Below are 13,310 nucleotides of genomic sequence, written 5' to 3'. Positions count from 1 at the left end.
ATATAAAACCGTGGTCAATACGGCTCGGTGTCCATAAGTATCTCCGGGGAATATATTGGAGAATAAAATTGTTCCGAAATCAGACTATCGAGAAGACGATTAAACGGGAAACAGTAAAATTTAATATCAACAATAAACGAGAGTTTCTGCGATTTAGCAACCTTGGCGGTGAGCGGGCGATCATTGAGGATCTGCTATCTGAGCTTCAGTCAGACGATGTCGTCTTTGATGTCGGTGCAAACGTGGGGACGTATACTTGTTTCATCTCTCAGAAGGCACCGGCATCACAGATCATCGCTTTTGAACCACATCCCACAAATCTTGACGGGCTCCAGTCGAACCTACGATTAAATAATAGAGATGCTATAACCATCGAAAAAGCGCTGGCTGATTCGGTAGGAACTGCCGAACTTGAAGTTGCATCGCCAGACATTGGCGAAGGCAAACATTCACTCGCGACGGGCAAGGCTTCGGAGACGATTGAAATCAAATTAACAACTGGTGATAGACTTGTTGAGAACGGCTCAGTCCCACAACCAACTATTCTAAAAGTTGACGTAGAGGGGGCCGAAGGTCGAGTCTTTGCGGGAATGCATTCCATTCTATCGCGGTCTGCGTGTCGAATATGCTATGTGGAGGTCCACCCTGATCGCCTCAAAGAGTACAGTGACACTGAATCAGATATCGTAACCACATTAGAGGATTGCGGATTTGACGTGGCTAGGTTATCATATCGTGGGAGCGAGTACTTCCTCAAGGGAAAGAAGTGAGTCGAGTGAGACATGTATGATTGAGATTGTTCATAGAATGAACATACACGTAACCTTAGATTTCTTCCGCTAGGCTAGATCACTAACTCGATCACCTTCTTAAAAATGAAGGGGACATAAAAGGGTCATACTCGCGCAAACACCGGATAATTCTTCATTTGTCTTTATCGAATCGCCAAATTACGCCGTAATGCGTTCCTAAACCACAGGATTTAATATGTATGTTCGTAAATCTGACTAAACATTACCACTGATGCCGAAGCGAAATAGCTCTGGCTTGCCAAGAGAAGTTCCAGTAATGTGGATGAACCTGCCGCGCATAGAACTGGCGGCAACTTCACTATGTGTGCGATGATTTCACTTTACGATCTGTGAATTAATCTTGAGAAGGTTTCCGTAATAATGATTGAATTGATGGATACGATTACGAAATTTTTGAGATTCTCAGTGTTGATACGGACAACCTCCCAGTTGATGAGTAGCTCAACTTACGCGAGAGTTCCGTGAACTCGACATCAGATCACACTGGTCGAACATCGTGCGTTCACTCCATACGATCATATAGACAACGCCCAGACTGGCGACAATCGAAATAATCAAACCTACCAATCTCTCGATCAAACCGCTTGTACGGTCCAGCTGTTCGAGTGCGTAAATGGTATCATGAACTCCACGGGATTGGAGTAATGTATCTCATCTGTAATATCAAGCGGTACTTCAATCATGAGATCAAACGTTCTATGCTGATTTAATCGGATCCCTCAGCGTAGTCTTCCGACATCGCAGGGTGAAAGAAGCCATTAATACGACGATCTTATCAGATGTTGGAGGATTCAAAATACATACAGCAGAGACTGATATAATTCTTCGATCTGTGAGACTATTTTTTTTCGCTCATATCGTCTCACATGATCCTTCGCCCCTTTCGAGAGCGAAGCCAGTCGATTGTCCCTGAGAACATCGCTAATTACCTCGATATAAGACTCAACACTATCATCAGCTGTCACACCCCCGTCCCCAATAATCGATTGAACACTCCCATATTCACGAGTCACAATCGGTGTTCCCGTAGCCAATGCCTCAATGTACACACGCGCAAGGGGTTCTTCCCAAACACCCGGGTGAATAAACAGGTCATGACCTGCATATACTTCGGGCAGTTTTTCGTTAGATACGAAGCCTGCAAAATCAATAGACTCAGCACAATCTAACTCTGTTCTTTGTTGCTCCATTTTTGCTCGAAATCCACCGGTGCCTACAACTGTGAGTTCTACGTCAAGTCCATCTTGACGCAAACCGTGAATAATCGGAACAAGTTTGTCAACGCCTTTATGTTTTTCAAGTGCCCCAACATAGAGAATCTGTATTGGATCAGTAAAATCGCTCTTATGATCTACAAGAAATAAGTCATTGAGAGGGTGTGAAATTACTTGGATCTTTTTTTTCTGATACCCGAATTGCTCGTAGTTCTCTTTAACATGGTCGGAAGGTGCTCGAAAGGCATCAATATGCTCAAGTCTGCGTTCGCCTTTATTTATCGAACGGAGAGATAACAGTTGGCTAGCCGTCTGATACAGGTACCCGTGCTCGTTGTTCGAGAATCCAGTTCGAGCAATGCAATTCATACATTTGGCTGTCGACTTGGACTCACATTGCTCTTCATTGAGATAAAGTAGGTCGTTTTTTGCACAGGTACCGCCGTAGGCGTTGAGTGTGACAACTGTACCGACATTCAATTGTTGACCGATTTCTGCGATAGAAGGTATTAGTGAAGGTAGATAACTGTGAACAATATCGTATTTGTCAAATTTGTCTAGTCGTGCTTTCACCTCTCGATTTAGTTTTGTAGATGTATGTGGATGAATACTCTCCCCATCAAGATGATACAGGGCGCTGTTAGATTGCACATCCTCCGATTGGGGATTTGCAGTACAGTATATATCGACGCTGTGACCGGCTTCAGTAAGGCCAGTCACAATCTGTGTTGCAGAATGTGTTGCCCCAGTTCCCTCTGCAGAGGGATATGAAGGATGCATGAAAGCGATGTCCATTAACCTCTATTAATTAAAAACGCCGTTTCAATCTTGTTCTTTTTAGATAACAAATATCAATATATATGTAAACAGATGTTGGTACGACTCATAATGAGCTATATATATCGATTGTCCCGTGCCCTCCAAAATCCTCGACACTTTTTACCTGGGATTAATTAGCTGTATCATCGCCGCGCTGGACTTCATCCAGAGAATACAGCTGGAATCGATGTGTTCGATGAGGATTGGATACTCTCGTCGTTCTAGGTGCCTGCGGATACGACATGCTTGAATCAACGAGTTAACTTCGGTACTTCACGAATGAGTCGAAACTTCCAGCGACAGTGACGGCCGAATAGTCATATTCTATATGGTTTCTCGAGTGAGTTACAAAAATCAGTGAGTTGCTTTCCACTTCGAACAGAGTGCGCACTCAAACAGCTCATTTCCCCCGTTTTCGACTACTTCTCGAAGAGAGCTGTTGCTCATACAGAGGCAGACTGACCAGGGCTGACCGTGGTCAGCCCTCGGTCGTTTGGTATGACGGTGGAATACCTGTCTCGTTCATCTTGATCTTCCACCGTCGCTCCAACTGCTCCTCCAACTCCCTCCGAATCCAATCGCAAAACACAGAGAACGTGAACTCTTCAGGTAAGTCGCGCCCGCCCCGCTGCGGGCGGGCGACGACGGCCCAGCGAAGCACCAACCAGAGGTTCTCCAGAATGGCAGCCACGAGCATGAAGGCAAACCGAACGACGGGGTCACGAGTTGTCGTGACCCCTCGTGCCTGCCGAATCAGCCGGTAGGTCGTCTCGATGCCTGATCGTTTCCGATAGATCCGTTCAACCTGTTTGGCGGTATGATCGGTAACGCCGCAAGCCACGTAGCCACGGACAACCTCGCCGTGTTTGTTCCGATCACCGTTCTGGTAGGAGACAGAGACCGCGAGCGGGACACGGAGTTCCCGCTCGCTGTCTTTGTACATGCGGTAGGTCGTCATGTACGACTTGTGCACGTCGAGTTTCTTTTTCATGCGATCTCCTTTCTTTGGAACGTGAACGACTGTGGCAGCGATCTCTCGTGACCGACGAATCACACGCTCATTGAAGAAGCCGCTGTCAGCAAGCAGCAACTCGATCTCAAAGGGGTAGTTCTCGACGCGGGCGAGCACGCGCTCGACCGCGTCAGCCTCTGTCTCGTCGTTACGAACGTACGTCATCGCCAGCGTCACCGGTTTTCCGTTGGAAACGACGTACGCTGTACAGTATCGATGGCACGTGGTCGTGCCATCTTTCGGAGCCATCAAGCAGAGTTCTCCTTGCTCGTCGTAGTGGTCGCCGTGATAGGGGTTGTCGATGAAGTCGATAGAGACGATTCTCGACTGCTCTGCGTCGAGAATCGTCATAGCGAGGCGGCTAAGCTGGAGGTTAGCAATGACTTCGAGCCACCCACGATTGAGTGTGTGAAGCCACGCCAGAACAGTATCATCGCAGGGCGTTCCATCGTGTTCGTTGCAGGTTTCCCAGATTGAGGTTTCGTTCACGCAGGCAAAGATAACAACGAGCCAGATATCGCCGGGGTCGAGGGGGCTCCCCTCGACACCCGGCAGTGGGAGCGGAGAAATAACCGCTTCCGCGGTATCTTTGACTTCTGATGCCGAAAGGTACCCGTCTGGGTCTGTAAGGTCTAACACATCCAGAACCAGACATTTCTTTCCGGTTAACTCACCGGATTAATTCGGCCCATTACACCGTTCGTGAAGTACCGAACTTGATGATTCTCTCCTCACGAGTCTCAAGAGGTTCATCTACAGTAGAGTGGCTCAAAGCGAATTTCGATGGACGCGACCTCCGCGATACCGTCTACATCACCGCAAACCCCCAACTCGAACGGAATCGTAGCACGTGGGATATCAACTTACATGAGATTATTACCGTTTGGCTTGACGAGGGTTGGGACGATCAAATAGGCACTGTCCGTGCCGAGACAATGACTGACGCTGCAATAGAAACTGCTGGGCAGTTCCCGAATAAACGACTCGTTGTCCATTACATTCAACCGCACTATCGCTAGTTGTCCACTCTGTCTCAGTGATGCCGTCGCTGACATATAGTGCCAGATGAAGCGGGTGAATCAGGAAGCTGATTCATCCGCTGCCCGGATGTGGGTGACGTGAACCTACCAAAGCTCAAACGAATCCTCACCGATCCGGACGAGTTCATTTCGAACAGCCAGCTGAAATCTCTTAGCATGGAGTTGCTTGAGTTGATACCCATGGAAGTCGTTTTACGAGCTGCTGTTGACCAGACATCGGTCAACGGTGTCACAACCAGCACTGAGGACACACCAAACCGGGAGACAGTGATGGATTGGCTCCACACGCTGGAAAAAGAGACAATGCTTGATGCTGTCAACGACATTCTCGCGCTGGTAGCTATGACGGTTCTCGACCGCGACGGGTCGAGAACCATCTGCATCGACTTCATGAACAACCCATTCCACGGCTGTCCAGACGATGAAGACGAATTCCGGCGGATGAGTGCCCGCGACGGCACTACAAAGTGTCACCGCTACTGTACAGCGTTTGTTCTTGCACAGGGGAAGCCGCTGACGCTGGCGGTTGAACCGGTTGATGGCAAAGATAGCAAGGCCGACGCGATCGAGCGCGTGCTCGCCCGCGTCGAGACTTATCCGTTCGAGATCGATCAGATTCTCATGGACAGAGACGCCTTCTGTGGCGAGTTAATCGGCGTTCTCCGTGAGGCAGCATCGCCGGTCTTTCCGGTGAGAACCGGGAAAGAAACCCTCGAAGAGAAGCTCACAACGGGTTCCTCGTACATGACTGAGGAGATAATCTGCGAAGGGAAAGAGCACGAACAAACGTATCCACTGGCGGTCAACGTCACGTATCAAAACGGAGATCGCGGGAAGTCAGGGCTCAAACAGACAGGATACGCGGCGTACGGTCTGGAAGACCGAACGCCGCGGCAAGTGGCGCAGGTCTACAACCACCGGGCACAGATTGAGAAGAGCTACGAGACATTCCGGAAAGCGCGTGCTCTGACAACAACACCATCGACGACGATTCGGCTGTTCTACGTGGGCGTTGGGTTCCTGCTGGAGCAGTTGTGGGTTGTGTTGCAGTGGGCAGTGCTCGCCCGACCACGGCGTGGCGGGCGAGCACTTCCGACCGATTTCACGTTCAACAACGCGTTTCTCCATGGGGTCGAAGAGGTGCTGGACGATGAGCTCGGCTGGAAAGATGAACACCAGACGAACGGCCAGGGACTACCAGCAGGGCACGAACACGGACTCGGGTAAGCCGCCTCGCTTCGGGCGAAGCGAGGCTGGCGACCAGCGACAGCTGTATCTGAATTGCGGCTTCAACACAGAGCTCAGTAGAGACAAGTAGTAAACTCGATATCTGTTTAGGTCACTGAGACAGCTGTTGGCGTCTTTGTCTTGTTTCGACGTCTTCCGGACGTGAAGTTTTACTTTCGCGGCTGCGGTTATCGGTAGAGTGGACAACTAGCGACTATCCGTTTGTTCCCGCCAAAACGGAGGCCGATAAGAAGCACCTCCATCAAATGGATAACAAAGGCGGAGACCCATCAGGAGAAACCATTTGCAATCAAAAATTTAAGTGCGAACTTAATCTCCCTCAGGAGAAACTATTGTTAATATACACGGACAATCTCAAATATGTAATTATATATTGAGGGAGCCTGTTATAGAAAGCCTCACATGCGAAGCAGCAGGGTTTGGAGACAGTGTCTACAAGCTCCAAAGCCCTACGAAACGAAGTTTCGGTCGACGAGTTCTTGAATGCAACGGCTACCGAGACGGTTCCGCTGTTTGAGCATCTCGACTTCGAGTTTCTACTGGAGTACGAAGTGTTCGCCCCCGGCGAGCGGGGGCGAACGCGAGTTCACAAACCACCAGACCTCTTTTGCGGCTTTCTACACTGTTACTACGTGGATGTCTACGGCACTTGTCCGATCACACGAGAACTCCAGCATAGCCTTGTCTGGTACTACTGCGGACTCGACAAACCGCCGTCCAGAGACACTATTGATCGGTTTCTCACTGATCTCGAACACGTCGTTGACGATGTTTTCGACAGACTCATCGAGCAGGCCGCCGCCCGCGGCCTGCTCGACTCCACGTACTCCATCGATTCAACTCATGTCGAAGCGATCCAGCACAACGACGCCGCCTCGTGGAACTACGACCCAACAGCCGAGGAGTACTACTACGGCTTCGGCTGTACACTCGTCTCAACCGGCGCAAAGATCCCGATAGCAGCGGAGTTCACACAGGCTAAACAAGCGGATCAGGAGACGGCGATGCGCGTCACACGTGACGCGCTCGCCGTCGATACACCAATCTGGATGCTCGGAGACAGCGCCTACGATATCCTCGACTGGCACGACCACCTGCTGACCGCAGGTGTCGTGCCAGTCGCCCCGTACAATCCACGAAACACTACCGACCCGAAAGACATCGAGTACAGAGTCGAAGACCGTATCGAAGAACACAGCGAGGGGGTTCAGCTCAAGCAATCCATCTTAGATGAGACGTACAATAACCGGACAGGAGTCGAACGAACCAACGATGCGGTCAAGGACTGCGGTCTCGGGCACGTCCGCGCCCGAGGCCGCGTCCACGCACGAACAGAAGTGTTCCTTGCGCTGTGTCTCCGTCTCGTCGTTGCAATCACCAACTTCGAGCGGGGGAGACGACCCTGGCCGCGAGAAGCTCAAGCTATGAGATGGTTTCTATAATAGGCTCTATTGAGGAGCTACTTACAAATAATTTTGGTAAAATAGTGGTTACAGGAGACCATGGTAACCATATTGGGGAACATGCATCACCGATTCCAATCAAAGAATGTGGTCATCCGCGTGGGATGTACGACGAACCAGTAATACGTATTCCTTGGCTGGAAATTAATACAGGCAATCGACGGCAGATCACTTCTGAGTTGACTAATAAATCAAGCCGAGAGATTCAAAATAATGTTGTTACTGAGCGATCACAAAGCCTATGATATAAATAATAAGCTAATCATAGAATTATGTATTGCGAATCTCATCTGAACTGGTTACACACCTATCAGAAAGTTTGACTGAAAGCCGACGTGAAACAGCAACGCCTGCTAAAATAAAAAAAACAAATTGAAACTGAGAGCGATGACGCATTGCTGGACCGACATTTCCTTCTACGAGACCATATCCAAGTAACCCAGCAAGGCTGAATACGATCAGCGGTAACACAAGCTCCGAGCCACGTTGCCGAGTAAGTACATCTCGGAATCCAAAGAGGGCACATATCACAACAGGATACCATAATACCAGATTCTGCAGGAATGCAATCGTCGAGAGCAAATTAACTACATGCCATGGAAACGGAACCAACGCAAAGTGAAGAGCACCGATTGGAGCAAACACGAATAATTCGTACAGCGATTCATACGTCAATCCGGTGAGATAGCTCCCCGGTGCAGAGCGAGCGAGCCAAGACCGCCGCCCCGCCAGCTCACTGAGAAGGATTTCTTTACCAAATCGAGCGTACATAAGCCCAACAAATAATATCCCAACAGCAGTCGATGTAACCAATCCCCGTACATCACGACCAATGAAGAGTAGAGCTGCCGTGGCAAACAATGCGCCGATCACAAACAGATTCTGGAGTCGGAGGCTAACTGCCGATACCGTTGTCACCACAACTAAGAGCAATAGACGGCGTGTGTGTTCGCCGGACTGCCATCGAACAGTGAAATACACCACAGCTGAGAGGAAAAAGATAATAAGCATATCTCGGTACAGAATACCACTTAAAACAACCCAATACGGAAAAATCATAGTAATCCCTCCTGCAATCATGCCAGCCTGATGATCCCACAGCAGATTCGCAATCAGATACACATTAACCACTACAAAGGAGCCGATGAGAGCCATCTGTAGTCGGGGGAGCAGTTGTATACGTCCGAAGAAAGCATACGCCGGTGAGAAGAGAGTCGTATAGAGAAGCATATAGTTTGCAGTATTACCAGGTGCAAGTCCATACTGTAATGGTGCAAACAGCACACCAGATTGCCACTGCTGTGCGACAAACCAAATAGTGGTTTCATATCCGCTTTCGTCGCCACCACCAGAGTAGAAGCCAACGATACTGTCGAAAAACACATATCCAATTCGGAGACTAAATGCACCGAATGCGAGTCGCCAAAGATTGTGTGGGGCTTGACAGCGTGTGAGATAGCCTGCCAACATCCCACTAAGCAGAATGACAAATACAGATGCAACGATCCATCCAAGGACCATACTCATATATTGAGCGTGTCCAGATTATACAGTTTTGGTTTTCATGAGTACCTGCTCAAACCGATCAACTAGCACTGCTTGTGAATACCGAGCTTGAACTCGGTGTCGGCCAGCAGCCCCCATCTCATTTCTCAAATCGGGATCTGCTCTAAGCTGTTGGAGTCGATTGCAAAAGCATTCAATATCGCCTGCCTCGCATAAATAGCCTGTTTCGCCAGGGACAACAGATTCCGTGATGCCGCCGACACTGCTGGCGACAACTGGGAGCCCACAAGCCATTGCTTCGATTGCCGTCATACACAGTCCTTCATGTTTCGATGGTTGGAAATAAATATCAAAATTCGATAAATAATTCGGGATTGAATCATTATCAACTGCACCATGAAATGTTACGTTCGCTGGAGCTTGGTTGGTGAGTTCAGGGCGTTGCTCCCCTTCACCAATAACTTCGAATTGAAACTGATTCCCAAGAGATTCTGCACAAGATATTACATCAAAAACACCCTTTTCTTCAACGAGCCGAGCTATCGTACCAATTTTCAACTGCTCTTCAATATTAGAGTCAAAACACTTTGGACCGTATTCTTTTGTATCAATACCAGCAATCGGCAGCTGAGAAATATTATGACTGGAAATCCCAAATTTCTCTGAAATCATGACCGATACTGCATCTGAATCTGCTAAAACCTGATCGCTTAATTGATAAAGTACGCGATACACCCCTTGACGCACCTTTGACTTGAATCTGATACTATGCTGCCAGATCAAGACTTTGGGGATACGCAATAACCGTCCAATTGGAACACCAACGGCACTTGCATGGAAGAGTGAACACACCAACACATGGGTGCCACGCAGTAACTGAAACAATTTTATTATCCGGTGGATCTCGGTCGGTTGTGAGATATGTAATCGATAAAGAGTAGCAGATTCAGGAAGTAAGGAAACGATATCATCTGGTGTCTCAACAACTGAAATGACGGTAATATCGTATCGCTCTGGATCTAGCCCATTAAGTAGGCGAACCATCCCGATGTTCGCACCACCATACTGAAGCCCAGTAATCAGGTATGTCAGTTGTATTGCATGATTGGCTGGCATTGATAACTACTGTGGCACCAGCATACAAAATTCTCATGACTCGATTCTAGATCGCAACCAACATCACAACAAACAGGATTTTATATGTCCTAAATTAGAGATTGCTCATGAACATTCTCTATATCACCGTTGATGCTCTGCGTGCAGATCATGTAACTCCAAGTCTGATGCCTGCAACAAGTGAGTTCATTAATCAAGGAGTGGAATATGTGCGGTGCTATGCGAATGGACCTGGGACACCGTGGTCATTTCCCGCTCTATTGGGAGGGCGATACTCAGCCTCAACCGAGGGCTTCGGGATTCCCTGCGCAAACGATCCACGACCAACTCTTGCAGAGGTACTTCAAAAGAAAGGGTATGTAACTGCTGGTTTCACCGATAATCGCTTCGCCAGCAGTGAGTATAATTATGACCGTGGGATGGACTCAATGTTTGACGCTGGGGCGACCTCATCTGATAAGCAGCTCAAGCAAATCGTTCGAGAACGCTTAGATCATGACGGCATCTTGTATCAGTCTCTTCTCAAGGGCTATCATTTGACAGATGATATTATTGTGAATTTACGCGGGAGAGAGACACGATTTGTGCGTGCTGAGTCACTTATCTCTCAACTTAAGCAGTGGATTCAGGATCAGAGTACCGAGTGGTTTGCGTGGCTCCACCCAATGGACACACATGCGCCATACGAAGCACCTGATACATATCAGGTCCAATATTTGGATGAACCCATCTCTAGACGCCACTCACAAAAAATCGCACAGAAAGCGGTTCACCATCCTGAAGATCTCAACGAATCAGAGTGGAAAATGCAACAACGGTTATATAAGTCTGAATGTGCGTATTTAGATGATAAGCTCGGTGACTTATTCACATATATATGTCAGAAAGTAGATGATAATACACTTATCATATTCACTGCAGATCACGGTGAAATGCACGGGGAACACGGGCTGGGTGGACACCCACAACGGTTTTGGGAAGAGGTAATACATGTTCCTTGCGCTATTTCAGCACCCGATAATAAAGATGCAAAAATAACTGATCAGATTAGTCTGGTTGATCTCCCGCCAACAATACTAGCTCTCGCAGGGATTGATACACCAACCGAGTGGGTCGGGAAAAACATCTATCCGTCTGCAAATGTGGTTAACCCTGAACGTGAGTTTGTGTTTATTGACGTTGGAGCTGAGTTAAATAGAAATCTTGTTGCAGTACGACGTGCTGACAATTGGAAGCTACTGCGTCATCATGAGGACGGTGAGCTATTGCTTGATCTAGATTCAAATCCCATAGAAGATCCATCTAAAGACAAGCAAGAGAATGAATCTGACGTGTATCAATCATTAACCAATGCTGTAGATGCCCATTTAGACGCGATGGATAAAGACAGAAATAAAAAGCGTGAAGCAGTTGAGGACGAAGAAATGATTGAGGAACATCTGAAGGAGCTTGGATATCTTGAGTGATGTGTAGTTGGATAGCGAGACCAAGAGACACCGCCCAGTGATGCCTCTTGTCCTTACCGAAGCTCTCTCCCACCTAGAATTGACTGGAGCTGTTCAGGTGGATCAAGTCCTCGTCGTTTCCACGTCGCCAACATCGTTGTTATTGTCTCGTGAATCTGGACCCCTTCTGCCGAACGGAGGGTCCGAAACATCTTCCGAAGGACTACTTGCTCGCGCAGAGCCCGCTCTGCGCGATTATTCGTCGAGTCAACGCCTGGCTCAGTCATGAACGTCAGCCAATGACCCAACCCGTTGCTGATCTTCTTGATCAGCTGCTGAACCTCTCGGACCTCGTAATCTTCCCTAATCAGCCCCTCTAAGTGCAAGGACGCTTCCGCCCGCTTCTGTTCGCGGGCGGAAGCCGACGGCTCTCCTTCGACGAACGTCGTTAGATCGTCGTGGAGTGCATGCAACTCTTCAGACAGCCGCTCTGCTTCCTCGTACCGTTCAGCGACGTACTCAGCCTCCCGTGACAGGTGCGCCCAGCACCGCTGAAGTTTCGTGTGATAACTCGAATACGCTGACCAACCGTCACAACTGAGCGTCGAGTCCTCGGCGAATTCCTCGCCGAGGACGTCTTCTAAGACTCCACTTCCACGGCTCTCATCAACCCAGAACAGCACCTCGTCATCAGTGACGAACGTCCACGCCCAGTGTTGCTCTCCGTCAACCGGAAAGCCTGTTTCGTCGCAGTAGACGACATTACTCTCCCGAATCTTCTCTTTGATATCGTTGTATGCGGGTCGCAGCCGGTCTGCGACCCGCTTGGTCAGGTTGTAGATCGTCCGGTGGGAGACTGGATGATCAAGCTCCCAGTCAAATAGCTCGGCTTGCTTCCGGTTTGGCAGTCGTTGATGGAACCGACTGAGAGCGGTTTGGGCCATGATATTTGGCCCAAACCGCCCCTTTTTTGGGCAGTCGGGATGCTCAGCAACGACCTCGTTTCCGCACGAACAGTGGTGTTTACCGAGTTCGTACTTTACGACGGTGGTTGGAACAGGAAGCGGGACATCGATAACAGTTTGTGAGACGTAGTTCTCAGGGTTCGAGAGGATTTGCTCACAGTCTGGACAGTATCCCTGATCAACCCGAATCGTCTCTTCGGGTTCTGGTGGCGGTCGAGTTGTCCCTTCGTGACCTTCACTCCGTCCTGGTGAAGAGTCGCTGGCGGCGTCAGGGTCGCCGCCAGCATCATCTTCTTCAGATTCTTCGTCTTCATCCCCGTCTTGATCGTCTCTACCAGGTGATTTAGCCGCACCACCCTGCTTACTGGGTGGTGTGTTTGGGTTTTCGTACTGCTTGAGGCGAGCCTCAAGCTGTTCGATCTCCTGTTGTTGTGTAGTGATCTGGCGGCGTAGAAACCGGTTCTCAAGCTCTTTGATTACCAGCTGCTGGCGGAGTAGCGAACTATCATCGGTGCGGATCACGGAATCTGTCGATTCCGTTGATCCGCGACTCCTCAGCGACACAGTAGTTCCGTATTGATGAACGATCTATGAGACTGCTACGAAATCGTCTTGGCATGGAGCTGCTATCCAACTACAGTGATGTTATTGATTACGTACGTTTATTTAT

Annotated in this window: 10 protein-coding genes and 1 pseudogene; 6 read left to right on the top strand and 5 right to left on the bottom strand. The window is 48.9% G+C overall.

Features of this window, described 5'->3' with window-relative positions; all coding sequences use genetic code 11:
* The first annotated feature begins 68 nt into the window (after positions 1-68).
* A complete protein-coding gene (locus HQRW_RS10855) occupies positions 69-770 on the top strand; it encodes an FkbM family methyltransferase (protein ID WP_049892015.1) in 702 nt (233 codons plus the stop codon).
* 833 nt (positions 771-1,603) lie between these two features.
* Here the strand turns inward: HQRW_RS10855 and HQRW_RS10850 are convergent.
* Both HQRW_RS10850 and HQRW_RS10845 read right to left on the bottom strand, forming a co-directional pair.
* Positions 1,604-2,806 carry a glycosyltransferase gene (locus tag HQRW_RS10850; protein WP_197535313.1) on the bottom strand — a complete coding sequence of 401 codons (1,203 nt, stop codon included), beginning with the start codon at positions 2,804-2,806 and terminating at the stop codon, positions 1,604-1,606.
* A gap of 517 nt (positions 2,807-3,323) precedes the next feature.
* Positions 3,324-4,496, bottom strand: coding sequence for an ISH3 family transposase (locus HQRW_RS10845; protein WP_014556619.1), 1,173 nt, complete (start codon positions 4,494-4,496; stop codon positions 3,324-3,326).
* Positions 4,497-4,576: 80 nt separating this feature from the next.
* On the opposite strand from HQRW_RS10845, the gene HQRW_RS10840 reads away from it, so the two are divergent.
* The 4 genes and pseudogenes from HQRW_RS10840 to HQRW_RS15635 all read left to right on the top strand — a co-directional run bounded on the left by HQRW_RS10840 (position 4,577) and on the right by HQRW_RS15635 (position 7,853).
* Positions 4,577-4,876, top strand: a complete 300-nt coding sequence (locus HQRW_RS10840) for a hypothetical protein (protein WP_049892013.1) — start codon at positions 4,577-4,579, stop codon at positions 4,874-4,876.
* 90 nt (positions 4,877-4,966) lie between these two features.
* Entirely contained in the window at positions 4,967-6,124 is a 1,158-nt protein-coding gene (locus HQRW_RS10835) for an ISH3 family transposase (RefSeq protein WP_014556618.1), read from the top strand.
* Between the two features lie 449 nt (positions 6,125-6,573).
* Positions 6,574-7,573, top strand: a pseudogene (locus tag HQRW_RS10830) (IS5-like element ISHwa14 family transposase).
* A 58-nt stretch (positions 7,574-7,631) separates the two neighbouring features.
* Entirely contained in the window at positions 7,632-7,853 is a 222-nt protein-coding gene (locus HQRW_RS15635; RefSeq protein WP_149031555.1) for a hypothetical protein, read from the top strand.
* A gap of 25 nt (positions 7,854-7,878) precedes the next feature.
* On the opposite strand, the gene HQRW_RS15155 is transcribed toward HQRW_RS15635, so the two are convergent.
* Together HQRW_RS15155 and HQRW_RS10820 are read right to left on the bottom strand one after the other, a co-directional pair.
* Entirely contained in the window at positions 7,879-9,135 is a 1,257-nt protein-coding gene (locus HQRW_RS15155) for a hypothetical protein (RefSeq protein ID WP_014556616.1), read from the bottom strand.
* Between the two features lie 18 nt (positions 9,136-9,153).
* Positions 9,154-10,230 (bottom strand): glycosyltransferase family 4 protein, encoded by a 1,077-nt coding sequence (locus tag HQRW_RS10820; RefSeq protein ID WP_014556615.1) that lies wholly within the window; start codon positions 10,228-10,230, stop codon positions 9,154-9,156.
* Positions 10,231-10,337: 107 nt separating this feature from the next.
* On the opposite strand from HQRW_RS10820, the gene HQRW_RS10815 reads away from it, so the two are divergent.
* A complete protein-coding gene (locus HQRW_RS10815) occupies positions 10,338-11,696 on the top strand; it encodes a sulfatase-like hydrolase/transferase (protein WP_014556614.1) in 1,359 nt (452 codons plus the stop codon).
* 53 nt (positions 11,697-11,749) lie between these two features.
* Here HQRW_RS10815 and HQRW_RS15150 read toward each other — a convergent pair whose 3' ends face one another.
* Positions 11,750-13,204 (bottom strand): IS66-like element ISHwa11 family transposase, encoded by a 1,455-nt coding sequence (locus HQRW_RS15150; protein ID WP_014556613.1) that lies wholly within the window; start codon positions 13,202-13,204, stop codon positions 11,750-11,752.
* Between the last annotated feature and the right edge of the window lie 106 nt (positions 13,205-13,310).

It is taken from the genome of Haloquadratum walsbyi C23, from assembly GCF_000237865.1.
GTDB classification, from domain to species: Archaea; Halobacteriota; Halobacteria; order Halobacteriales; family Haloferacaceae; genus Haloquadratum; species Haloquadratum walsbyi.
Note: the sequence above shows the minus strand (reverse complement) of the source record. Positions and strands in the feature narration are given on the sequence as shown.

What these genes read in the sequence shown, in the direction of transcription:
- HQRW_RS10840 (WP_049892013.1), top strand. Translation starts at nt 4,577, where the DNA reads ATGATTCTCTCCTCACGAGTCTCAAGAGGTTCATCTACAGTAGAGTGG.
- HQRW_RS10820 (WP_014556615.1), bottom strand. Translation starts at nt 10,230, where the DNA reads ATGCCAGCCAATCATGCAATACAACTGACATACCTGATTACTGGGCTT.
- HQRW_RS15155 (WP_014556616.1), bottom strand. Translation starts at nt 9,135, where the DNA reads ATGAGTATGGTCCTTGGATGGATCGTTGCATCTGTATTTGTCATTCTG.
- HQRW_RS10815 (WP_014556614.1), top strand. Translation starts at nt 10,338, where the DNA reads ATGAACATTCTCTATATCACCGTTGATGCTCTGCGTGCAGATCATGTA.
- HQRW_RS10850 (WP_197535313.1), bottom strand. Translation starts at nt 2,806, where the DNA reads ATGCATCCTTCATATCCCTCTGCAGAGGGAACTGGGGCAACACATTCT.